The sequence below is a fragment of the Pseudoduganella flava genome (genome assembly GCF_007830495.1).
GTDB lineage: Bacteria > Pseudomonadota > Gammaproteobacteria > Burkholderiales > Burkholderiaceae_D > Rugamonas > Rugamonas flava.
The window spans coordinates 301597-326009 of the sequence record NZ_VLKW01000001.1 but is presented as its reverse complement, the minus strand read 5'-3'; the positions used below and the strand labels follow the sequence as shown (position 1 = coordinate 326009).

20 protein-coding genes are annotated in these 24413 nt (G+C 58.9%); 2 read left to right on the top strand and 18 right to left on the bottom strand.

The annotated features are described in order from the left end of the window. Positions 1–60: 60 nt before the first annotated feature. Positions 61–366 carry a c-type cytochrome gene (locus IP92_RS01470; protein ID WP_145872754.1) on the bottom strand — a complete coding sequence of 102 codons (306 nt, stop codon included), beginning with the start codon at positions 364–366 and terminating at the stop codon, positions 61–63. A 41-nt stretch (positions 367–407) separates the two neighbouring features. Continuing rightward, the gene (locus IP92_RS01465; RefSeq protein WP_145872753.1) at positions 408–998 is read right to left on the bottom strand and encodes an NUDIX domain-containing protein; all 591 of its coding nucleotides are present in this window, start codon (positions 996–998) and stop codon (positions 408–410) included. Positions 999–1083: 85 nt separating this feature from the next. Here IP92_RS01465 and IP92_RS01460 point away from each other — a divergent pair, with 85 nt between their 5' ends. Further along, positions 1084–1839, top strand: coding sequence for a DeoR/GlpR family DNA-binding transcription regulator (locus IP92_RS01460; protein WP_145872752.1), 756 nt, complete (start codon positions 1084–1086; stop codon positions 1837–1839). Here IP92_RS01460 and IP92_RS01455 read toward each other — a convergent pair. The 13 genes from IP92_RS01455 to IP92_RS01395 form a co-directional block, all read right to left on the bottom strand. Then, on the bottom strand, positions 1769–2362 hold the full coding sequence (locus IP92_RS01455) for a type II secretion system protein (protein ID WP_145872751.1): 594 nt from the start codon (positions 2360–2362) through the stop codon (positions 1769–1771). The two genes, IP92_RS01460 and IP92_RS01455, sit on opposite strands and share 71 nt — an antisense overlap. Beyond that, the gene (locus IP92_RS01450; RefSeq protein WP_307724833.1) at positions 2337–2723 is read right to left on the bottom strand and encodes a type II secretion system protein; all 387 of its coding nucleotides are present in this window, start codon (positions 2721–2723) and stop codon (positions 2337–2339) included. Before IP92_RS01450 ends, IP92_RS01455 begins: the two co-directional genes overlap by 26 nt. Next, a complete protein-coding gene (locus IP92_RS01445; RefSeq protein ID WP_229418557.1) occupies positions 2720–3184 on the bottom strand; it encodes a type II secretion system protein in 465 nt (154 codons plus the stop codon). Before IP92_RS01445 ends, IP92_RS01450 begins: the two co-directional genes overlap by 4 nt. Positions 3185–3214: 30 nt before the next feature. Beyond that, positions 3215–5500, bottom strand: coding sequence for a secretin GspD/PilQ domain-containing protein (locus tag IP92_RS01440; protein ID WP_145872749.1), 2286 nt, complete (start codon positions 5498–5500; stop codon positions 3215–3217). A 14-nt stretch (positions 5501–5514) separates the two neighbouring features. Next, the gene (locus IP92_RS01435; protein ID WP_145872748.1) at positions 5515–6012 is read right to left on the bottom strand and encodes a hypothetical protein; all 498 of its coding nucleotides are present in this window, start codon (positions 6010–6012) and stop codon (positions 5515–5517) included. A 1-nt stretch (position 6013) separates the two neighbouring features. Beyond that, positions 6014–6526: a hypothetical protein gene (locus IP92_RS01430; protein WP_145872747.1), complete on the bottom strand. Its 513-nt coding sequence runs from the start codon at positions 6524–6526 to the stop codon at positions 6014–6016. Positions 6527–6703: 177 nt separating this feature from the next. Next, positions 6704–7117, bottom strand: a complete 414-nt coding sequence (locus IP92_RS01425) for a hypothetical protein (protein WP_145872746.1) — start codon at positions 7115–7117, stop codon at positions 6704–6706. Positions 7118–7130: 13 nt separating this feature from the next. Then, positions 7131–11819 (bottom strand): polymorphic toxin type 47 domain-containing protein, encoded by a 4689-nt coding sequence (locus IP92_RS01420; protein ID WP_158206799.1) that lies wholly within the window; start codon positions 11817–11819, stop codon positions 7131–7133. Between the two features lie 136 nt (positions 11820–11955). Next, positions 11956–14937: an FG-GAP-like repeat-containing protein gene (locus IP92_RS01415; protein ID WP_145872744.1), complete on the bottom strand. Its 2982-nt coding sequence runs from the start codon at positions 14935–14937 to the stop codon at positions 11956–11958. 164 nt (positions 14938–15101) lie between these two features. Beyond that, positions 15102–15632: a PilN domain-containing protein gene (locus tag IP92_RS01410; protein WP_145872743.1), complete on the bottom strand. Its 531-nt coding sequence runs from the start codon at positions 15630–15632 to the stop codon at positions 15102–15104. Then, entirely contained in the window at positions 15632–16408 is a 777-nt protein-coding gene (locus tag IP92_RS01405) for a hypothetical protein (protein WP_145872742.1), read from the bottom strand. Before IP92_RS01405 ends, IP92_RS01410 begins: the two co-directional genes overlap by 1 nt. Beyond that, positions 16389–18074: a GspE/PulE family protein gene (locus IP92_RS01400; protein ID WP_145872741.1), complete on the bottom strand. Its 1686-nt coding sequence runs from the start codon at positions 18072–18074 to the stop codon at positions 16389–16391. Before IP92_RS01400 ends, IP92_RS01405 begins: the two co-directional genes overlap by 20 nt. After that, a complete protein-coding gene (locus tag IP92_RS01395; protein ID WP_145872740.1) occupies positions 18071–19258 on the bottom strand; it encodes a type II secretion system F family protein in 1188 nt (395 codons plus the stop codon). The genes IP92_RS01400 and IP92_RS01395 overlap by 4 nt, the downstream gene beginning before the upstream one ends. A gap of 518 nt (positions 19259–19776) precedes the next feature. Here IP92_RS01395 and IP92_RS01390 point away from each other — a divergent pair. Next, entirely contained in the window at positions 19777–20352 is a 576-nt protein-coding gene (locus IP92_RS01390; protein ID WP_158206798.1) for a Fic family protein, read from the top strand. On the opposite strand, the gene IP92_RS01385 is transcribed toward IP92_RS01390, so the two are convergent. Genes IP92_RS01385 through IP92_RS01375 form a run of 3 tightly spaced genes read right to left on the bottom strand, consistent with a single transcriptional unit; the run spans position 20307 to position 24280 of the window. Beyond that, entirely contained in the window at positions 20307–21371 is a 1065-nt protein-coding gene (locus tag IP92_RS01385) for a S1/P1 nuclease (RefSeq protein WP_145872738.1), read from the bottom strand. The genes IP92_RS01390 and IP92_RS01385 overlap by 46 nt on opposite strands. After that, positions 21368–22594 carry a phospholipase D-like domain-containing protein gene (locus IP92_RS01380; RefSeq protein ID WP_145872737.1) on the bottom strand — a complete coding sequence of 409 codons (1227 nt, stop codon included), beginning with the start codon at positions 22592–22594 and terminating at the stop codon, positions 21368–21370. Before IP92_RS01380 ends, IP92_RS01385 begins: the two co-directional genes overlap by 4 nt. Positions 22595–22603: 9 nt before the next feature. Next, positions 22604–24280, bottom strand: a complete 1677-nt coding sequence (locus IP92_RS01375) for a bifunctional metallophosphatase/5'-nucleotidase (protein ID WP_145872736.1) — start codon at positions 24278–24280, stop codon at positions 22604–22606. Positions 24281–24413: the final 133 nt, after the last annotated feature.

The following is a 24413-nucleotide window of genomic DNA, read 5'->3' as shown; positions in this document are numbered from 1 at the left end:
CAGCCACCCCAATAACCAACATCCTGAGTCAGACCCGCGTCGGGTCTGACCCTTCACTTCTCATTTCTGGGACAGCACCCATTTGACCAGCGTGTGCGCCTCGGCGTCCGTCACCTGGTTCGGCGGCATCGGCACCGGACCCCACACGCCCGAACCGCCCTTCATCACCTTCTGCACCAGCTTGTCCTCGGCATCCTTCTGGCCCTTGTACTTGGCGGCGACGTCCTTGTAGGCGGGGCCGACGAGCTTCGTGGCGACCGCGTGGCAGGCCATGCAGTTCTTCGATTTGGCCAGTTCTTCCGGCGTTGCCGCGATTGCTGCAGTGGCGGCCAGCGACAGCAGGCTTGCTGCGACGAGATACTTCATCCTTTCCTCCCTTCGTTGATGGTCAGCCGATTCTAGAGCAATCAGGGCGCCGCGGGCGCGCCGAACAGGGACAGCCGGGCATGCTGCAACAGCATGATCGTCTTGCCGTCCTCGATGCGCCCGTCGGCCACCATCGCCAGCGCCGCGTCGATATCGAGCTCCAGCACTTCGATGTCCTCGCCTTCCGCGGCCACCCCGCCGCCCGCTCCGCCACGCTGCGACGCGTCGTACTCCGCAACAAAGAAATGCAGCCGCTCCGTCACCGAACCCGGGCTCATGAACGCGTCGAACACGCGTCGCACGTGCTGCACGTGGAAGCCCGTCTCCTCTGCCACCTCGGCGCGGATGCGCTCCTCCGGCGAAGCCGCGTCGAGCAAGCCGGCCGGCGCCTCGATCAGGTAGCCGTCGTGCGTGCCACCGTAACCGAACGCGGGGAAGCGGAACTGCCGCACCAGCACCACCGTGCGGCGCGCCAGGTTGTACAACAGGATCACGGCGCCATGGCCGCGGTCGTAGGTCTCGCGCGACATCGTCTGCCAGCTGCCGTCGCGGCGGCGGTAGTCGAACGTGGTTTTCTTCAGCAGATACCAGTCGTCGGACAGGGTTTTCACCTCCTTGATGCGCACGTGCATGGACACTCCTTGGTTTCTTGTCTTTTTCAAGATATCATGCGAATTCGTGCAATTACAAGGAATTTCGTGCAATGGAGTCCGGACCATGCTGACGCGCCAGCGCAAGGAGCTCTTGCTCCGCATCCTGAAGGAAGAAGGACAGATCGTCGCGAAGACGCTGTCCGAATCGCTCGGCCTGTCCGAGGACACGATCCGGCGCGACCTGCGCGAGCTGGCCAAGGAAGGCTTGCTGACGCGCGTGCACGGCGGCGCCCTGCCCGCCTCGCCCGCGCAGGCGAACTTCGCGGTGCGCGAGAAGATCTCGGCCGACGCCAAGCCCGCCATCGCGCGCGCGGCGGCGGCGATGATCAAGCCGGGCCAGGTCGTGTTCATCGACGGCGGCACGACGGCCGTGCAGCTGGCGCGGGCGCTGCCGCGCGACCTGCGCGCCACCGTCATCACGCACAGCCCGTCCGTGGCCGTCGAACTGGTCGAGCATCCGGACGTCGACGTGATCATCATCGGCGGCCGCCTGTTCAAGCACTCGATCGTCGCGATGGGCGCGGCCGCCGTGGAAGCGGTGGCGCAATTCCGGGCCGACCTGTTCTTCATGGGCGTGTGCAGCCTGCACCCGGAAGCGGGCATCACGACGGGGGATTTCGACGAGGCGGCGATGAAGCGCGCGCTGTCGGCGCACGCACAGCGCACCGTGGTGCTGGCCTCGCCGGAGAAGCTGGGCACGGCGGCGCCGTTCCGCATCGCGCCGCTGGAGACGATCGATCACATCGTCGTCAACCGGGGCGTCGATGCGGCGCTGCTGGCGCCGTATCGGGAGATGGGGATCGAGGTGACGCTGGCGTAGTCCCGTTCTCAAGCAGCTCCAATTTTGGCTGGGGCGAGGGTTCGTAGAAGAAGCGCCACTGCGCATAGGTTGCAGCGTTTTCAAACCCAGCGTCACGGTCCTTGAAGCCGTTCCGTTTAAGGGGTTTGCCCGACGCCTGGCTGAAGATACCGGCAATGCCTCCATCCGGCCCACGGATGATCCCCCATTCACCGTGCAGATTCATCGGGTCGCGGAACGGCCTGCGCAGGTATCGCACAGTGGCCAGTTGCCTTTCGTCCTTCAACAAGTCTTCCAATGCGGCTGGATAGCGCTTGACGGTGCCAGGTGTCCGCTCGTAATACATGCCGATGGCGCGCCGATATGCATCCCCCGTGAACAAGAGATCGCGCTCCTTCTCCCGTTGCTGCGCAGTCGACCACAGCATGCCGATCGATGCGAGCAGCACGCCCATCGTTGCAGTCATGAACAATACGGCGAGATAAGTGAAGCCGCCTTCCCGGCGGTACGACGTCGTGCTACAGGTTCTGGTATGGCGTGCCATCGTGCGTTTTTCCTTTTGCTCCGCTACGCACGTCGAAAACCGCTCCCTGATCGGCCTGCGGCGGCGGCACGAGCACCCAGGTGCTGGCGCTCTCCGTGACGGGATCCAGTGGAACGCGTCGCATATACCGAGCTTCCACCAAGGCTTCCAGATTTGGAGGATAAACTCCGTTGTCCGCATAATATTTGTCGAGCACTTCGCGCAGCGTCGCCAGATTCTCGCGCAGCACCGCTTCTTTCGAGCGATCGATATTGCCGATGTATCGTGGTGCCGCGAGCGAAAGCAGGGCTGCGATAATGGCCATTGCGACCAGCAGCTCAATTAGCGTGAAGCCTTTCATCCGGCGGATGGACACGCTCACCACTCCCGGTAGGGAATGCCGTTCATGCCAGTTCCCTCGGTCTGTGCATACACGTCGTAAACGTCGCTCTCCTCTTTTGGATCGTCGTGCCTCGAGCTGTAGCTCCGCTTGCCCCAGCCGTCATTCGGCGGAGCCTTGCCATCGGCAAAAGGGTTGCGTGGAATGCGGCGCAAGAAGAACAGCCTTCTTTGTTCCGCAGAGCGAATATCCTCGACACCCTCCACCAGCACTTCCAAAGAAGGCGGATAACCGCTCGCGTCAGCGCTCTTTTTAATCCTGCCCTCATCGGTAGCAAGCTTGTAGTTATCGAGAGCTTCGCGAATCTCACGCAGGCTGCGGCGCAATTCCTGCTCCTTATTGCGCCGTACCGCCAGCTCGGCCATGGGCAATGCAGCGGACGCGAGCACTGATACGATGACGATCGTTACCAGCAACTCCACAATTGTGAACCCGCGCGTCATTCCGGATGCCGGTCTGCATGCCGACATTCTTCACTCCCCGATTCTTACCGTTATCGGTGCGGGTAGCACCGGCACCACGGTCGCACTGCCACCGGTGATCGGAGCGGCGCTCAACAGGCGTATTTCGGCAGCAGGTTTCGCGGCGAGGGCACGCATCGTCACCACGGCAACGCTATGATCGCCCGGTACCCCGCCCTCCCCATTCCGTACCACGCTTACGAGCACCTTACCGGCACTGCTGTCGATGTTACTGGAAATCGTGCTTTGCCCTTCATTCTGTCGGAAATAGGTACCTTCACTGACGTTGAGCACCTGGAACGCGGCGGGATCGAAACCGAGCTGGAATGGCAGACTGCGAACCTCGCCGTCCGCGCGCATCTCCACGACGACCTTGAACTGCTCGCCAACGTTGACTTCCGATGGCGCCAACGTGCGCAGCACGATCTCACTGGGATCCGCTTTAATCACCGGAGCGACTGAAATCGCCGATACCGCCGGGCCTCGCATCTGTGTTGCTTCGTTCGGGGACCTGCCCGGCTGATCTAAAACGTTCTTCGCTTCAAGAATCTGCATCGTCAAAGGATGGGTGCGCAGCGATGATTCAGTACCGGACCAGAACTCGCTGGCGCCAGCGTCGGGCTTGACAACATTGCGAACCAAGTGGGGCGTGATCGACAGCACGATCTCCGTCTTGTTGCGATCATCCTTCTGGCTCCCGAACAGGCGGCCGACAAGCGGCATGTCACCCAGGCCCGGCACTCGGCTGGCTGACATGCGGTCCTCATCATTGATCAATCCGGCCAGCACCTGGGTTTCGCCATCCTTCAGGCGCAGCACGGTGGATGCAGACCGTGATCCGATCTGGTAAGCCAACGATCCGGCGGGAGTTTTGACTTCGCTGCTAATGGAACTCACTTCGAGACCTATCTTGATCGCGATCTCGTCACGCAGGTACACTGTCGGCTCGACATCGAGCTTGATGCCCACGTCGAGGTATTGCACGCTTTCCGACACGACACCGGTAGCGGTTGTCGTTGACGTTGAAACGGGCACCTTATCGCCGATCATGATCTTGGCTTTTTCCTTGTTTCGGGCCCTGATGCGCGGATTGGCAAGAATATTCGCATCCCCGACTGAACGCCGGAGATTAATCGCTGTGCTGCCGATGTTGGCACTGATACGCTCCGAATTCAGGTTGCGCAGATCGGCTAACGTTGTACCGGTACCGACGCCCAGCGGTGAAAGCACGAGCTGGTTCGGCCACTGTACGCCGAGTTCCAGCAAGCGCGAGCGCTTTATCTCAAGGACTTCCACTTCCAACATGACCTCCGGCTCGGCCAGGTCATGCATCGCGATCACTTTCTCAGCAAGACGCACGGCATCCGGTGTATCGCGCATCACCAACAGGTTCAGCTTTTCATCGACAAAGGTATCCTTTGATTTCAGCATTGCTTTCAATAAAGCCTGGGTCTGCTTTGCATCTGCATTGCTGAGATAGAACCCCTTGAGGACAAGTTCCTGATAATCCTTCAGCTTGTCCGGCGTGCTGGGATAAATGAGCATCGAGTTCCGGTTCAGTACCTTTTTCTCAAGCTTGTTCGTTTGCAGGATGAAGTCGATCGCATCCTCAAGGGTGGCTTGACGCAAGAAGATGGTAGTTCTCGCGTCGGTACGGACATCCTTGTCCATCACGAAGTTGACCCCGGACGCGCGAGCGAGGGCATCAAACACCAACTTCAATGTCGCGTCGCGGAATTCGAGATTGATGGGTGGAGTTTGCCCTACGCGCAGCATCGGCTCGACGAGCCTAGTCTGGGTCTGTGCGGCTTCGATGCGTTGTCGCAATCCGAGCGCGGACGGATTCGACGGATTCTCATGCAAAACATTGCGCACGAGACCCAATGCCCGCTCACTATCGCCAGCCTGGAGCGACGTCTCGGCTTCCGCCAGCATATTGGGGTGCGACCGTTCGCGCAACAGCATATCGAGACCTGCCGCTGCACGCGGATTACGTGGGTCTAACGCTTGCACTCTCCGATAAAAAGCCTCCGCGTCACCGACCCGCGCTTGGCTGTGTGCAGTGTCTGCTTGCTGCAACAGCGTATCGATTGCAAAGGATTTCCGGGTCAGCAAATCGGACTTGAAGCGCGCATTGCCCGGCTCTTCCTGAACAGCGCGCTGAAGCTGTTCGATGCCTTCTTCAAGCTTGCCCTGCTCGACCGATTGCAGGCCGGCGTTGTGCAGCCGACTGCCCGCGCACGATGCAAGCAGAAGCGCAGCTGCTCCGCACGCAGCGATGTTTAACCAATGTTTCATTACTGCCCCAAAGCTCACTCCGCGCCGATCGGCAGCGTCTGCTTTTCCGATAACGGTAGATATTCGATGACGAGCCTGGACGCGTCCGCGTCCACCAAACGGTAGACGTTATCAAAAGTGTCGCCTTTACTCAAGGCAAAAGATTCGTCGCCGCGCGAGAGGTAGAAGGTCCACTTGCCAGGTGACTGCTCCATCTTGCCGGCATAGGTGAAGGGTAGCGGAGGAGCCAAGGCCTTCGCCGCAGTGGGAAGCGGAGGCGGAAGCGGTGGTGAAGATGCAACCTCGACAGAACGATTCCATGATTTTTCGGCGAACGGATTGCCTGCATGAGGGAATACTTCTTCGGTTGTCTCTGTCGCTACCAACCTTGGCTTTCGCACCGTAGGCGCCACCGGCCGCCCAGTTGCTTGCTTCGTCAGCTCAGGCGGTTCAAAGGACTGGTTGGCTTGCTTTGTGCAGCTAACAACGCTCAGAGCACAGAAAATGCGGATGATGAGCTCAAGCCTAGCCATTTCATTTAACAAGCAACGCAAATTGAACCCGAGCTTCTAAGCGTGCAGCACCAATGCTCTCACGCGAGAAGCTCACTTTATCGAGTATCAAAGCTGGGTATTGCTCCTGAGCTTCCAAAAGGAATTTCTGAATCGACACATACGGACCAGTGGCGGAAAAGCTCATTATATATTCATCCGCCACTCGAGATTCAGTTTTTTGCAATTCGTAACTACCTGCGTCAATTTGCAGCCCCTTCGAAGAGGCTAACGACAAAATACCGTCAAGAAGAGCGACAACCTCGTCCGTTTTCGCCAGGCGGGCAATAAGCTCCGATGTATGTGGATGCCCTTCGTTATCTGAAACAGCCGGGTACCTGAACGAATCGTGAGACTTGTAACGGCGCATCGCATCTATTATCCGCACCTTCCCTTTCATCGCGTCAATTGTTAGCGATATGAAGGACAAAGACGTACCCAGCACGACGAATAAAAAACCAACATAGAGCAGATAACGCAGATGATGTCGAAGCATCCAAATAATCTGACCTCGCCCCCAGGGTCCACCAAAACACCCCGCTCCAAGCACCGTTCGTATGAAATTTACCAAGTGACCACCAACCCAATCATTGGACAATAAACAATGCGGCATAAACGTACAAGACAGCGGCAGATACGCCAGGCACTTACCGCCGTACAGTCAACTATGGCCCTATGATAAATTGGCCACCCACTGTTGGGCTTTTCCCCACCCGATCACATAGTCATGGTGATTGCAACACAGCAAAAAGGAGCAAGCCAAATCGCAGACGTAATATTCAAGGGCCGGGCTATTGCTCAAAAAATCGAGCAATGCTCCCCCACTTGAGAAGTTCCATATCTCCCGCGCGCCAGGAGAAAAAACTAAGCACGACGACTCCCCAATATATTCGGGAATCACCGCCCAGCCGTCGGTCCTATATACGCCGTCCGGAGCCTCGACAGAATCCCAAGGATTACCAACTTCGATATCGACGTCGAGATTGTCGCGTAGCCTCGCGACGATTTGCTTTCTCTCATCACTACTTAGCTTTTTAGCAAAGTCGCAATGATGCATCAATAACGATCCAATTCGATCCTTTTCCATTGGAGACCCATTGTTACCTATTGTACGGCACATCATCCAGCAGAATATGACCACGGACGGCACCACTCTCATTACGCTTTCCACCCGTCTGGAAGCCCACGTGTGGCACATCAGGGCCATTCTTTGTGTGAGCCCAGTCTACATTAACCTCAGCCCCACTTTTGTGACGCCACTCCGCCGGGAATGATTTCCCGTGAGCATCTTTGGCCCACCGAGTAACCTCAAACTCTGATTTCGGTAAGCCCGTCTTCTCAAACGCCATAGTCAGCGCGTCTCGAACCCCTTTTCCGGTACCGCGTAAATCAACATCATTCGGACCAAGCTTCCACCGAGCGAGATGCGGGGCCTCACCCGCGAGTCTTGCAAGCCTACTGCCAATTTTCGCGCCTGCCGCAGCAGCATCTGCTGGTCCTGGCGCCAACGTTGCTACGATTCCGGCGACACCGAACGCAAAGTCAGTTTTAGTAGATTTGCCAAACGGAATTTCAACTGCAGTCAGGCCCAGGTCCACTACATCGGGGACTGCGCCCAAAACGGGGAATGCACCAGCAACACCGAGCCCGACATGCGCCCATTTACTGAACCTATCATAGGTGGTCTTCTCCTTGCTCGCAACCATTGTAACCGTAGGCATCGAGTTCATATCATTACGATAGAACGTCGATATTACAAATCCGTCTGTATACGTGCGAGAGAGGCGGTCACCGTACGCTGTTGTCGGCAAAGCTCCCTTCCCCATTTCTCCCTTAATCTCAACAACCGGCATCGGCTGCGTTCCACCGGGGCCGCACTGAAGCATACGCGTGTCACAGTCAAGCATGGATTGCGAATCAGTGAAGCCCGTCGGGTCCGTCATGCTCAGCGGATTGTTGCGCGTGTACGAATAACGGTTCATCGACTGCAGATCGGTCGGGTCCGGCACAGTCGGGTCCGCGCTGACAAAACGGCCGATGAACGGATCATACAGCCGGCCATTCATGTTGATGAGACCAAGATTGTCCAGATGCTCGTGATCCGTGAAGCCGCGCCGTGTATTCACACCAGTGATCGTGTTGCCTGAATCGACCGCCCCGGTAACGAAGCGGCGCTTGCCGAACGGTTCATACGATAGACGCTCCACCACTGCTCCCGTTTGGGAAGTGACCACTGCGGCAGAGTCGAGATGATCGCGGTGCAGATATTGGGTGGTGACAGTCGTTCCCACTTTTTTGACGATAGCTACTGCCGCACCGCCCACGCTGATGTACTGACGGTGTTCAACCGTGCCGTCAGGCCGCGTTTCCTTCTCGTAGAAAGTGCCGCCGGCTTGATCCGGATGGACATAAACGATAGTCCCCGCGCTGCCGGTTTGCTTGACGCGCTGGTGGTCAGCTCCATACAGGTACGAAACGGTGGCGCTGGACTTCGTTACCGTCAGCGGCATGTCAAAGCTGGTATAGCTAATAGTCCGGGTGCCGACAGCCGTGCCACTAGCATTCTTTTCTGTCTCTGTCGTCAGGTTCCCGTTGTCGTCATACGAGTAAGAACGCGAGCCACCGGCCGCGAGAGCGATGGATGCTACGGCATGTGGCTTCGAGTTGACTGCGCCATAGGTGTAGGTGCCCACCCCGGACCGTGTTTTGATATTGCCAATATCGTCGTATGTGTACGTCTGACTCACCAGACCGGCGCCACTGGAGTTGATCGTCGACTGCTTGAGGCGATTGAGCCCGTCATACAGGTTCGTCTCGGAAAGGCTTTGATTCGCATCACTGCGGGCTACTAGATTGCCGATCTTGTCGAATTCGAACGTCAGGTTTTGCACGCTATTGCCTGCGCCTGCATACACGTTCTTCAGCGCTCCCGTGGCAGGGTAATAGACTTGTTGAGTTACGACGCCGTTGCCATAGGTCTGCTGAGTGTAATGGCCCATCGCGTCCATGCTGTCCGCACGCCAGTACAGCGCGTTGGTAGCATTGTCACGAATCTCTTGCAGATAGCCGAGACTCGTGTACACGTATTTGATGACGAGACCCTCCGGATACGTCAGCGTCGCGATCCTGCCATTCGTGCTGTTATACGTAGCAGTTGCAGCATAGGCTGCGTCCACGGTAGTGGTGGATGTGCTGGGTCGGCTGACAGCATCGTAGGTTTTCGAAATGGCGTAGCCATTGTCTGTAGTCGCGCTACAGAGCAGTCCGACACCCTTCGTGCAGTTGTCATAGACCCACGTCGATTTCAGGTCGGGCTCGCTGCGTGAGGTCACTCGGCCGAGTTTGTCATAGATGAACGACGTTACGTGCTTGCGCGCCGAAGTCTGCTTGACGAGCTGACCGAGTGCATCATATTCGTAGCTCCAATCGCCCATGTCGGCATCGACCGAACGGCGCTTACGGCCTAGCAGATCGAATTCGCTCGATACCTTGTTCCCCAAGGGATCGAGGGTCTGCCAGAGATTGCCAAACGCGTCGTAGCTGTATGTCAGCGATTTGGCCGCGTCGTCCGTGGTCTTGACGAGCTGGCCTAGAATGTTCTGCTGGTAAGTAGTGACTCGGTTTAGCGCATTGGTCACCGTGCGGGTCAGGCCGCTGTAATCGTAGGTCGTGGTTGCGTTTTCGGCGTTGACGCTTTGTGTCAAGCGGCCAAGATCGTCATAGCTGTAGCTCGTCCATTGCACGGTCTGGGAGGCATAACGTGGAAGGCTGCTCCGCTTCAGGCGGCCGCGCTCGTCATATTCTTTTTCGACGATGATGACAGACGAGCCATCGAACCCGAGGGTTTCCGTACGAACCTCGTGATTCTCGCTATCGAAATAAGCCTTTGTCCAGGGACCGTTCGCAGTTGCCCCATCCGATGCCAGGGGCTGAGCAGTCACGAGATACTTCGCATATCCGCTGCACGCGGTGGCGCCGCCGGCGGACTGGCAATAGGCATAGGTATAACGCGTCTTGGTCCCGTCGGCGTAGGTCACCAGCGAGCGCCTGCCGAAACTATCGTACAAGACAGTGGAGTTTTGCGCGTTCGGCGTAGTAACACTTGCCAACGATCCAAAGCGTTGATCGTAGGTCTGCGAAGAAGCCTGGTCGAGCGCGTTCGTCACCGAGGCGGGGAATTGGCCACGCGTGTCATACGTGACGTTCTCCGTGCGCGCGACAATCGCCGCGGTTCCCGTCGCAGGCGATGAGACCGTCCTACTCTTCTGGTTACCCCAAGTGTCGTACAGATAAGCCGACTCCACTCGTAATTGAGTATTGTCCGGCTCGATGATTTCCTTGTCCAGCATACCCGTGGCAGCGCCATATTCAAATGCACGCACGCGGGTCAGCGTTTTGGATGGTGCTGTGACGGAAGGTGTGGTCGTCGTGGCGCCGCTGACCGCTACGGTCACGTTGGTCGATGCGTTACCGAAGTACGTGCTGCCGTTCTGCATCTGCCATTGGAAGCCGTACGTTCCAGCGCTGGCGGGAGCGGTGACATTGAAGCTGAATGTGTACTGCTGGCCTGGCGCGACCGAAGCAGGCAGGACTACTTTACCTGCAGGAAGCCAGGTCGTGTTGCCGGCTGGATTCTGGCTCGCCAGTGCGAACGTACTGTTGGCCGGCCAAGTCGTGGTCCCGGTATTGGACATGGTTATTGATACCGGATACTGCTGCCCCCCGGTCATAGAACTTGCCACACTCTGGCTGACGAAACCAGCATTGGCGCTACTGTTCGAAGTCGTGACGGTTTCAGTGTAGGTTTTCGTTCCCCCGGCGCCGGTCGCAGTCCAGGTACAAGTAGACGGGTAACCTACCCAGGCAGCAAGTGCCGTCTCGGTCACCGAGCCGGAGACCGCCATCGTTTTGTTAACGGTGTATCCTGTGCCGCTCGCAGTACAGACGTAACTAAGCGAGGTGGCATTCGTTGTCGACCAGCTCAAGGTGTAGCCGGAACCTGCGATTAACGTGCTTGGAGTGCGCTGAACACTGACTGTAGGCGCGGCTGCAGCCCCTTGTACCGTAATCACAACATTAGGGGTCGTTGCACCAAACCATTCCACATATTCCTGCACCATCCGCCATTGGAAATTATAGGTGCCGGGAGTGGTCGGGGCCGTGACAGTAAAACTGAAAGTATACTCCTGCCCGGGGACCGGGATGCCAGTTTGAATGGGCGCCCTACCGATTCCCCAAATATTATTATCCATCGGATTCTGGGAACCAAGGCGGTACTCTCCACCCCACGCAGTATTGCCGGTATTCTTCATCCGCACCGACACTGTGTACTGCCGCCCAGCGGTCATTGTCGATGGAACGCTTTGGGAAACGAACGAAGAACCATTGACAGGGGGTGGCAGAGTCACATTAACAACAGCATTTGCTCCAACCGCGCCGAACCACTCCACTCCTTCGCGCAGCATCTTCCACTGGAAATTGTAAGTCCCAATTTTTTGCGGAGCCGTCACCGTGAAGGTGAATGTATAAGTCTGCCCCGGAGCGACAGAAGCAGCAACGTCGACGCGACCGAGGCCCCATGTCTGGTTGTCCATGGGATTCTGGGAACCCAGCCGATACTGATTCGCGGCTGTCCATGTGGACGTACCGCTATTTCGCATCGTTACCGACACCGTGTATTTCTCACCGCTATACATTGTCGCCGATACCGACTGCGACACAAATTCCGCACTATTCACCTGTGCGTGGGCTTGTATTACAGCAAACAGAGCCACAAACAAGATGGTCATCTGCTTCCAGCAGCCAGCGATCCGCAGTACCAATGACCGCGAGAAGGATAAGAACGCCCCTATACGCGGCTCGTCATTCCGCAAAAATTTAGACATTATATGATCTCTCAATTTTTGTATTATCTTCAGCCTGCGCTCAAGGAGTCGTATTGGTTTGAGTGGTTCGCGTCACCCGGCCGATAAACCAATTAGCCGTGTCGTTTTTATAGACGTTGGTGGTTTTCTTGATAAATCCATCGCTGGTCGACACCTTAATCTCGGTCGGATTGCCGAAAATTCCCGCCAAGTCTGACCAGGTCGATGTGGCGGCATTCCAAGTATCGTAAGCAGTCGTAGTGGTAACCGTAGGGAATTGCGTCCCATTCAAGTCCGCAGACTTGACGACCGATTGGGTGGCGAACGCAAAATAGCGCTTATTAGCAGCACTCGGGCAGCCGCTCGAGCTGACGAAATCGGTGCATGAGTACGTCGTTTCGGTCGAATTCAAGGTCACGCTACCCGTGCTGCTCGTACGTTTAGACGGCATCCCGACGTATGGCCAGTCCTGCCGGTTCTCGGTGCGCTCTACGATGCCCGTAGTGGAGTCTGTCACCGAATTCCATCGCATCCCGAGGTTCATCTGACGAGTGATGTCACGCTTCATGCCACCATATGCGTAGGTGGTCGTCAAAAAGCTACCGCTGCCATTGCTGACCGCAGAAGAGTTCACGGCATAGATAGCCGACTGCTGATCCTGCAATGGGTAAGCTGCAGCGCTCGCGCCGCTGTCCTTCGTATAAACCGAACTATTCGTCAATGGAGCATAAGACAGTACGACTTTCGAACCTATGCCGGTTTCAATACCCGTGACCAAATCTCCAATCGCGCCGGCGGCAATGTATGTAAGGAACGAAGCCGGTGATTCGGAATCGGTGAATCGCTGTTGCAATATATCAACTTTTCCGTCACCATTGAAGTCGCCATATACTAGGCCAGGTCCTCTTTCCAACATTACAGGCTCTTCCCTGTTGTAGTCCATGCCTTTGATGGTCCCCCACTCGATTCCCGTGCTAACGACGTTCATCGGGACGTATCCCACACCAGTCGAGATGATCGGTTGCAGGGCCAGCCGTTTCACCCAATTCGCATCCGTGTATAGGTGGGAAACAGCAAGATCGATGCGACCATCACTGTTCAGGTCGGTTGGCACGATAGTATCGATTAATGTGCTTGCTGATATGCCTTCTGGATAGGTGACCTGATCAATACGGGCAGGGCTCGTCGCTATGAAGCCGTTTCCTGTTGAAAGAAACGTGTACAGCCAGCGCGAAGGTGCCCCAGTCGCGGCGGAATCTTTATTTTGATAAAAGACGATATCAGTGAGCCCATCACCATTTACATCCAGGGGAACCATCATCTGAATTAGCGCCACCCCGGATTGCCATGATTGGACACCGGTGTCGCTCCATGTACCTGGGACGAGCTTCTGACCGTCGGAATAGAGTGGCAAAATCCAGATATTGCTCGTGTCCACGTATTCCTTGCGCCACAGGACAATCATGTCCATTTTTCCATCGCCGTTAAGATCAGCAGGAAAAGCCGTGACAACGGACTGCAATGAGGCAGCACCATCAGCAGCCTGTGCCACCTGGGACCAGCCGGTGCTAGTAAATCCGACGCCGGTCGATTTCAATATCGCCAACCATGTTTTAGACGGGGGGGTCGGATAACCCTCTTCCTCATGCTCAAGCACTATGTCTGCTCGCCCGTCACCGTCGATATCCAAGACGTGAACGCGAGGTGCATAGCCGGTGATACTTGGACCAGATGCGAGTGCCAGCGTAGACGTCGGCAGCTTGGAGAAACCATCACCAGTCGACAAGAGAACCGTTATCGCGACAGACGACGATGCATAACCTACGACTACGAGGTCACTCTTTCCATCACCATTAACGTCTGCAGCGACCAGATCACCTGTAGCCCCAGTATCAATCCAGGAGCCGAACGTAAAGCCGTTACCTGTGGAGATTGCGGGCCGAATTGATAGCGTGTCGAAATTAGAATTAGAGGCGTGATTCTGGTGCACGAAATCCATTTTGCCATCGCCGTTGATATCGAGCGTTAAGACGGTATTCATCTTATCAACCCCGCCCAGCATGGCTGCGCGGTCGGACGCAAACCAGGATTGTGGTGTGAACGCCACAGCGCCAGCGTCCTGCCATGCGAATTTTGTCGGAGGCAGGCAAGATCCAGCGGCGTCACATTCGGTGACGGCTGTGAGGCGGGAGCGGAGTTGAGCGCTATCCGGCAGATACGTGAGGCGGTATTCCTTTACGATTCCGGTTCCAACTTTCGTCTGTACCTTACTCAACCGTTTGGTCGCATTAACAAGGGAGCCAGCAACATAATACGGAGCCAGATCAGAACGATCTTCATAGGCGAATACTATGGAAGCGTAAGGGGTTGTTGCCGCGGCTACATTCCCCGTATAGCTGATCTGCGCAGGGTAAAACTCGCCATTGGTGGAATCTTCCGTATAGCTCACGGTAAGATAATTGGTGCTGATGTCCTGAATCCGATTCACCGCCCAGACCCGGACAGCCGCCTTACTCTGCGCTTCGATGCGTGAATCTGTGGTCGCGCCATACTCGACGATCTGTCCGGACTTGGTCCAGACCTTAAAATAAGCAGGACCGCTGCCGGCCGCTCCATATGACATGACTTTTGAAAAAGACTCCCGCTCGGTGCGATATTCGGCTCCATCCGCGCCATAAGCCTTACCGTTTACGACGACGAGCCTCTGCCCATCCAGGCAGAAGCGGTCATTGGCATCGAAGTTGACGCCACCCAGTGCACCGTCCTGCGCCACCGTGCGTGCGCATCGCGTAATGCTTGAAAGACCAGACAAAGCCCAGCCCTTGCCGAGTTGACCGACACCCGACTGGCTGCTGTAGGAGAGAGCCAGGTTCGGGGCAATTCCATTGGTTCCTGGCGGAACTTCGATGGGGATTGTGTAATTAGCGCTCCCCGCGCCGTCCACCGAAAACGATCCGGGTGTGTAAATGTTCGCTAACGCGCTCCCCATCGGCAGCTGCGCAATAATCAAGCACAGCGCGATCGCCTTGCGGCTGAACCCCATAGTCTTCCCCTTGTGTGACGTGAACACTTATCGACGGGCGCAACTGCCCATAATAGACAGGGGATTCTACAGAGAAATTCAGCTTTGGCAATGAATTATTGATGAGCTAACGCCACCCTCGTGAAGTTGCGGCTTTTAAGCCACACGATCAGCGTTGTGCGGTGTCACTCCAGGGAGCCGGATCTCCATTCGGCGGTGATTTCAAAACTCAGAGACCCGGATGAATCAGTAGTGAGTAACTTGTGTTTTGCAAGATAAACTCTGGAAAACTGAGGCTGCTTCTGCAATCTCTCTACATAGGCGGTCACGGCAGAGAAATCCTTGCCTTCACCAACGATCCGAACAGACTTGCTCTCGATACTCGGATCTAGTTCGAGTAGTGCAACATCCTCGGTGTGAGCGGCCTCGATAGCGCCGAAAAATTCGTGCCACGGAAAACGCAGCCGTGCCAGAACCGCCGATGCCTCCTGCTCTCTTTTTATTGAGGTGGCGTCAGGTGGGGCCTTAGCCTCTTTCTTGGACTTCTCACGCTCCAGCTGCGCAAGTTGCTGAGACGCGCGTTGCAGTTCAGCCTCTGCCTCGACCAGACGCTGATAAGAAAGACCGGCGCAGACAGCCATGACAACCAGCCCAAGGAGAGCAACTACTTTTTGACGCGAGCCACGCGGCGCGAAATTCAAATCAGTTGCACGCATCAGGGATCCGTTCGCGCAGCTGCCGCTACCGCTGCCTCCATCACGTTAAGTCCCGATTCCTGCAAATGCTCCCTTATTGAGTTATCTACACCATCAAAATAGATCGGTATTTCTTTCGGCAGCCCTTGAAGGGATTGTTCGCGCATAATCAACTGTGTAATCTCCTCGCTGCCGCCAGTCCGGAGCTTGCGTACCTCCCGCCAGTCATCATTAATGATGGAAGCCATCACGCAGTAATCCAGACGGGGAGCGACGACAAGCACGTTTTCCGGCAACGCCCTGCGATACTGCCTGATTGCGGAGACAAACCGAGGTCGCAGCGACCGCGGCACGACTTTCGCGCTGCTGCACTCATGCAGCACCTGATCCAGCAATTCGGTGCCGATCCCGCATGCAATGCCGTTAGCGCCATGGCTGCGCATGTCCACCCGTATGGTCCAATCGTTCACCAGATCGCCATATACTTCCTCGAAGCGGGCAGCTGCGAACATCTCAGCTTCGGACTGGCGCGACAGATGGTCGGACCACGGCACTACGACGTATCTTGCGAAACTGTCACACAGGACGATATCGACCTCACGGATCGACCGATGACCGTCGAAAAGCAAGTGCAGCGCTGACGCAATATCTTGCTCGATCAAATTGCCGGCTGCCCGTTCCACTGGTACCACTGTGCTCCGCGATGCGGCGCGTTGCAAAAAGCCGGGCAGCGGCGTTAGCGCAACCCTGCCCGGCCCGATCATAAGCAGCGCTTGCCTATGCAACGAAAGTAACACGATTGATTTCCTCCAGAGTTGTCTTGCCTTGTGCTACGAGGTCGAGTGCCGCATCGCGCAGGAAACGCGTGCCCTTGGATTGCGCCGCGGCCTTGATCGACCGAGCTGGTGCTCGATTGGCGATCATCTCGCGCAAGTCATCGTTTAGGTTCAATACCTCACCGATGGCATAGCGCCCCTTGTAGCCAGTTCCACGGCAATGCCTGCATCCAACGCCGTGAACCAGTTGCATGTGCTCGAGTGATTCCTTTGCGAGACCGGAAAATGCGAGCTCCTCCTCGGTGGGCACGTGAGGGGCCGCGCAGTCCGGGCATACAACACGCACCAAACGCTGCGCAAGGATGCCGTTCAGCGCCGACACGAAGTTGTAGGTATCGACGCCCATGTGCTGAAAACGGCCGAGCACATCGAATACGTTATTCGCGTGCACGCTGGTAAACACGAGATGCCCAGTCAGCGCAGATTGCACTGCGATCTGCGCAGTTTCCGCATCCCGGATTTCCCCGACAAGGATCTTGTCCGGATCGTGGCGCAGGATCGACCGCAGCCCGCGCGCGAATGTCAGGCCCTTTTTCTCGTTGACGGGTATCTGAAGCACCCCCGGCAGTTGATATTCGACCGGGTCCTCAATGGTCACGATCTTGTCCTGGCCATTATTGATTTCAGAGAGCGCCGCATACATCGTCGTGGTCTTGCCGCTACCAGTGGGGCCCGTCACTAAGAACATGCCATATGGCTTGCGTGACAGGGCACGGATTTGCGCCAGCAGCGGATCGCCGAACCCAAGGCTCTGCAGGCGCAGACCAGCGGCCTGGCTGGCGAGTTGGCGCTTGTCGAGCACCCGGATCACCACGTCCTCACTGAGCAGGCTTGGCATGACTGAGACGCGATAATCGATCTCATGCCCCCGAACCGAAAGCTTGAACCTGCCATCCTGGGGGACGCGCCGCTCTCCAATATCGAGTTCCGCCATCACCTTGATTCGGGAGATGATTTGCTCGGCAACGGGATTGCCGGGAATCTGGGCGATGCTCGCCAGCACGCCATCGATACGGTATTTGACATGCAGTCCCGTACCTGTCGCTTCCAGGTGAATATCGCTGGCGCCAACCTTCAATGCGTCGTAGATGGTGGAATTGACGAGGCGGATGACGGGGCTGCTGTCCTCCGCGATCGTGGCGAGCGAAATTTCCTCGATCTTTGCTTCGAGCGCGCCTTCCTCGGGCGTGGTGTGCAAGGCGTCATCCAGGACGCGCAACGTTTGTTCGTGCACCGCGAAGAATGCATCAAGGTCAGACCGGTGGGCGACGTGCCATGAAATCGGGGAATCAATTCGTTCCTGCAGCCAAGCCTGCAGGGCCAGATCGAACGGATCTGCAAGCACGCAGCAGACCCGTGCCCCATCGCTCGCAACGAGGCAGTTGCGTTGCATCGATTCCTGCAGCGAAAGCACGTCGAACAACGGCGTCAGCTCGCTCATGCCCGCAAGTTCGAGCACAGGCATCTTGACAGCCTCGCCCAGCGCGCGAATGAACTGTCCAGGCGATACGGAAAGCGCCTCTTCGAGAAATGCAACAGCACCGCCGCCGTGGGTGTGCGCGGCAATGCGCGCATTAAGGATGTGCTCGGGCGTCATCACGAGCGCCACGTTGTTTTCGTCTTTCATTGCAGGTTGTTCGCCAATTCGAAGATGGGGAGATACATCAGCACGACTACTAGTCCGATCACTCCGCCAATTGCCACCATCAGCAATGGTTCGAACAACCGGGAGAACCAGTCCACAGCCTTGGAAACTTCGTCTTCATACATTTTCGCGATACGTTCCAGCGCCGTCGATAATTCCCCTGATCGTTCGCCCACCAGCAGCAAACGTACGCCGACTTCCGTCGCAAGACCTTGCGAACCAAATGCGTCAGAGACAGTGCGCCCCTCCTTGATTAGCCGCGCGGCATTGGCCAACGACTGCTGCAAGGCTGGCTGCGAGAGCAAATCCCGCACAACGATCAACGCCGTCGAAAACGGCACGCCCCCCGACAGCAGCATGGCCAGGGTCCTTGCGAATCGGGCCAGTTCGTAAAGCTGAATCTTCTGGCCGATGCCAGGCAAGGCCCAGCACCAGCGCGACACGACTGCTCGTACGGATGCTTTGCTCAGGAAATAAGCCAGCACGACGGCAAGGAAACCGACGCCGGCAAAGAGCAATAGGCCATACTCGTCGACCAGCCGGCCCCACTTCATCAGCAGCTGCGAGGTCCAGGGCAGATCGCCGCCGATGTCCTCGTAGATACGGCTGAAACGAGGAACGACATATCCGAGCAGAAATACGATAACAGCGATCCCGACGATACCCAGCACGGCCGGGTAAACCGATGCGGATACCACCTTTTGACGCACTTGATTTACCTGCGTGTGATAAGCGAGGAAACGGCGCAACGAGGCGGCGAGGTCGCCAGTACGTTCCGCGGTCCGAATGGTGGCAATGTAAAGAGGCGAGAAGGCTGCGGGCTGCATTTCCAGAGCAGCGGAAAACGATACCCCTTCATTCAATTGACGCACCACCGCTTCCAGCACATGCCGGACCTCGTCGTTCTTCGATTTTCGCTCTAGGATACTGACGACTTCGACAAGACCTAGTCCGGCCTCAAGTAGAGACAACAATTCTTGACTGAACAACGCTACGGAAAACTTCTGCCGCGCCGGTTTCCAGGCTGACGCCCTCCTGCTGCGAAGAGAAATGACCTTGTAGCCCTTGCGTTCGGCTTCGGCCACCGCAGTGGCATCGTCCGGAGCGCTAAGGCTCAAAGCCGTGAGCCCATCTGCCGGACGATAAACCTTCAATCGATATTGCATTACGGTGAGCTACGCGCGTTAGTTCCACTTGGAAATAGCGAGTTTATAACAATCTTCGCTGCATCCGCTACTACCAAGCACGACCAGTCCCGCCATTAACAACGCCAACTCCTTTTGCTCAGCGCTGTCATTAGCGAGGCACGCCATGCAATCGTCGGCTTCCCGAAGGAGCTGGCGAGCTACCAGATCGCGCCGGGCCGCACCACCCCTGGCACTTTGTCGCGCCCGGTGAGGAGAAAACGCTTACCCGCCGCCTCGCCTGTCGAATGGCTCGCCGCTGCGCTATGCGTTCGCGTGGGTCGATGGCTGGTGCTTGCGCCGCACGGAGCTGGAATTCAATGTCGAATGGGGCGATGCGGCAATCCGGGCAACCGCTTCACCGACTCCCGTGTGTATCCGAAGGTCGAAGGCCGCTGGCTCTACGTGGCGTTGCGCCGACATCGCGACCACATCCTGTCCGCGCTGGCGCAGGGCTTTAAGGCGCCGGCAAGGTCGCGGTCTCCGTCAACAGCATGCCGTTGCGCGTACCGCTAGAGCCCTATCCGAACGCGCCTACCGTTGCGCGGCTCGGCCTGACCCTTGAACCGCTTGCACCCGACGGGCTCGCGGCCCAGTTGGCGCTCGAACCCGCGATCATGATGCGGCGTTCCGGCGACAGCTTCGCCGTGCCGGCGCGCCAGCCGGACGGCTACGTGGTCGGTCTGGCGGGCAACCGCGACTTGTTCAACATGGCGCAAGCCGACGACATCCCCGAACCGGACAGCGCGCTGTACCGCTTCAACTGCGGCACTATCCCGCGCGCAGGCGCCGCGCGGCTGTTCTGCGACTTCCTGTCGATCCATCCGTTCGCGAACGGCAACCGGCGCATGGGCATGACGCTGGCCGCGCTGTACCTGGGCCGCTGGGGCTGGCACATGCGCTGGGACGCGGTGGGCATCGCGCCGCTGTATTACGCCGTGCGCTGCGCATCGAACGGCCATATCGGCCCGCTGACGCGGCTGTTCGCGCAGCACGTGCAGAGCGACGCGCTGCGCTTTGGATCATCCGATCAGGCGTCCGGCCAGATCTCCTTGAGCAGCGCGGCCAGGTTGTAGCCGCCCTTGATCAGCTGCTGGCGCGCCAGCGCGGATGACGGCACCGGGTAGTCGTCCGGCACCGTCAACGCCCACACCTTGTAGCTTTCGCCCGTGCTCTTCGACTGCAGCGTGCTGACGGCGCCCAGCTTCACGTCCAGGTGCGCCAGCTTGGCGATGGCCAGCGAGTCGTTGGCCCACTGGTAGGGCCACGTCGTCACGTCGCCCGTGCTGACGGGCACGTTCGGGTTGCTGGCGATCGCGTACTGCGCGAACTGCTGCGGCGTGCGCGTGCTGGAGCGGCGCATCGCGTAGTCGACCACCGTCGTGTCCCAGTACGAGTGGAACGGCTTCGTCTTCGGCGGGCTTTCCTGGGCGGGCTTCGGCTCACCGGCTGGAATCAGCTTGCCGCTCGTCGCCACCAGCATCGCGTCGTCCAGCAGCAGGTTGTTGCCGCCGCGCGAATCGAACACGTTCAGTTCGTCGATTTCCGCAGGCGTTTTCGGCACGACGAAGCGGCCGTCCTTGCTGACGAACGCGGCGCCCACGTGCAGCGGCTGGACGATGTCGCCGGCCAGGTGCGTGACGATCAGCAGCGCCTGGCGCGGCGTGAACTTGTGCGGGTTGGACTGCGGCGTGTCCTTGCCTTGCAGGACGAGGATCGCGGCCTTCAACGTCTGGACGATGTCGTCGTCCGCCGTGCCGGCCGCATGGTCATGGTAGGCGGACAGCTGGAACGGCACGTCCGTGTAGTGGTAGACGGAGTGCTGCGGATTGGCGGCCACGTAGGCGGCCATCTCCGGCGTCTGCGGCCCGCACCAGGTGCCCTTCACGCAGTCGGCCCACACGGCGATCGATTCCAGGCTTTCGCCAGGCAGCAGCAGCGCCTTCACGCGCTGCTCCGCCTTCGAGCCTTTCAGCAGCTTGTCGGCGATGGCGCCCACGGCCTTGTGGCCGTCGTTGCCCCAGGCTTGCGCGCCGCCGGGGAGGATGGCCGCGAACGCGCCGGCCAGTGCGGCGATGCATGCGAGTCGTTTCATTGTTCGGAAGCTTTCAGTGGTTTCGGGTAAGTCTTGTTGATGTCGAGCGGCTGCGCGTACGGCGAGCTCCAGATCTGTTCCTGCAGCGCGGCCAGGCGCTTGGCCATCTGCTCGTTGCGCATCACGACCTCGAGGTTGCGCGACAAGTCGAAGTAGCCGCCGGACCAGTTGCTGGTGCCGACCCAGGCCAGCTTGCCGTCGATGACCATCGTCTTGCTGTGGATGACGCGGGCGAATGGAATGAAGCCCGTCGACGCCTTCGGCAACGTGACGACGCGGATCTCCACGTTCGGCAGCACCGCGAGACTCTTCAGGTAAGGCACCAGCAGCGGTTCGAGGTTCCAGTTCGACACCATCAGCTTGATCTTCACGCCGCGCGTCGCGGCCGCGCGCACGGCATCGTCGATGACGGCGTAGTACGGCCGCGTGCCGTTCGGCCCATACGACAGCGGCGCGTAATCGAGCAGCTGCACGCGCACTTCTTCCTTCGCATCGGCCAGCAGCGCCGGCAGGCCCGTTTCGGAATCGGCGACGCCGGGCGGGTTGTAGGCGGCCGGGCTGGCCAGCAGGTAGGCCGGCCGCGCCAGCACCGTGGCCGGTGCCACGGTGGACTTCTGCTGCAGCGGTGCCACCTGGCGGCCCTGCGCCAGCTGCGCCTGCGCCGCCCAGTCCTGCTCGAAGATCGCACGCACCTGGCCGACGATGGCCGCGTCGTCGATCAACAGGCCCGTCTCGTGGATGTGCGTGAACGAGCGCCAGTCGAAGTTCTGGCTGCCGATGAAAGCGCGCTTGCCGTCCACCAGCGCGTACTTGGCGTGGATGATGCCGTTGCCCGTCAGCTGGCTGTAGTCGAGGATGCGCAGCTCCAGGTTCGGAATCGCGCGCAGGCGCTCCAGCGTGGCGGCATCGGACAGGCCGACGCCCTTCTTGTCGAGCAGGAAGCGGATCTTCACGCCGCGCTGGCCGGCCGCGGCGAGCCGCTCGATCACCTTGTCGAACGGCGTGCCCGGCTTGCCGACGGCGTAGAACTGGCCGATCGCGATGTCGCTCTTCGCGTTGTCGAACAGCTCGCACCAAACGGTGACGGGATCGCGCAGGTCGGCATTGACGAGCGTCGTCTCGGCCGGCGCGGTCTGCACCAGTTCGAAGCCGGGAATGCGGAAATCGGCGTGGGCGCTGCCCAGCCAGGAAGCCAGCAAGGTGGCGAGTACGAAGTTACGCATGAAGGCTCCTTAACGAATGCGCACGATGCGCGGCTGCGCCGGCGCCAGGCCGGCCGGCTTGTTGTCCTGGTCCTTGCGCACCAGGTAGCTTGTCAGCATGTCGACGTCGCGAATCCCCGTGTCGGCCCGGTTGGTGCCCTTCGCGAAGATCGGGAACGCATCGTTGCCCTCGGCGAGGAAGCTGTTGACGGCCACGCGGTACGACGCATTGTCGTCCAGCGGCACGCCATCCAGCAGGATGTCGGACACGCGTGCCCCCTCGGGCCGGCGCAGGTCGTATTTGTATGTGAAGCCTTCGGAAAGCTGCAGCAGGCCGCGCACCTCGACCTTGTCCGCCACCCACTGCTGTTCGAGCACGGTGCGGATCTGCGCGCCCGTCAGGTTCATCACGACGAGCGTGTTCGCGAACGGCAGCGTGGCCAGCGCCTGGCCTTTCGTGACGACGTTGTCCGCGCCCGCCTCCAGGTTCTGCCGGATGCCGCCGCGGTTCATGAAGGCGATCTGCGCGCCGAAGGGGCGGCCAGCGAACAGCGTGGCATCCGCGACGAGGTTGCCGAGCGGGGATTCGTCGTCGTCGCTGCGCTTGACGATGGGGACGGCGATGCGCGCGACCGGCTTGGCCAGCTCGCGCGTGCTGCGTTCGCGCACCGTCGCGAGATACGCGGCGGCGCGCGGTTCCGGCGCGTAATCGCCCTGCGCGATGACGACGTTGCGGGCGCTGACGTCGACGACGTTGCCCGTCTGCTTGTCGACGACGAGCTTGATGCGCGACATCATGTGCCCGCCCATCTGCGCCTGCGTGACGAGCTTGCCGTCCACCTTGCACAGATAGCCCTTGTGCGAATGGCCACTGATCACCAGCTTGATGGCCGGATCGAGCTTCTTCACCACCGGCACGATCTCGCCTTCCAGGTCGCCGCAATACTGCTTGTCGTATTCGGACGGCGTGCGGCCGCCCTGGTGGATCAGCACGACGAACGTGCCGACACCTTCCTTGCGCAGCTCCGGCAGCAGGCGGTTGACGGCATCGGCCTCGTCGCCGAACTGCAGCCCGGCGATGCCGGACGCCGCGACGACTTCCGCCGCATCCTTCAGCACCGTGCCGATGAAGGCGATCTTCACGCCCTTCACTTCGGCGATTTCGTAGGCCGGCAGGATAGGCTTGCGGGTGTTCGCGTCGATCACGTTGGCGGCCAGGTAGCGGAACTTCGCACCGTCGTAGCGGCCGTCGAACCGGCAGGCCTTGTCCGGCCGCGGCGACGCGCAACCGCCCTTCTGCTGGCGCAGCAGCTCGATGCGGCCCTGGTCGAATTCATGGTTGCCCACCGACGTGACGGTGAGACCCAGCAGGTCGAGCGCGGCGATGGTCGGCTCGTCCGCCCACATCGCCGACAGCGCCGGGCTGGCTCCGACCATGTCGCCGGCCCCCACCAGCAGCAAGTCCTTGTCTTCGCCGCGCCAGGCCTTCAGCGCGCCGGCGATCGTGTCGATGCCGCCCGCCATCACGGTGCGTTCGTTCTTCTGGCCGACGCCGGCATACGTGAATTTCGTCGCTTCGAGGTTGCCGTGCAGGTCGTTCAGCGCGACGAGATTGATCTCGGCCGTGCGGCTGTCCGTCAGCGACGCGCAGCCGGTGAGCGCCAGCAGCGCGCAAGCGAAGGCGGTGGTGTGCAGTGAATGTTTCATTGGGAAGAAGTGAGACGCGACCAGTTATTGTACAGGCGCCTTTGGCGGCGCAGAAGCACCGCGGCGCCGTGGAAACCTTACGTTACAGAGCAAATGCGGAGCAAATGCGGAGCAAAAAAAACCGGCACGCGAG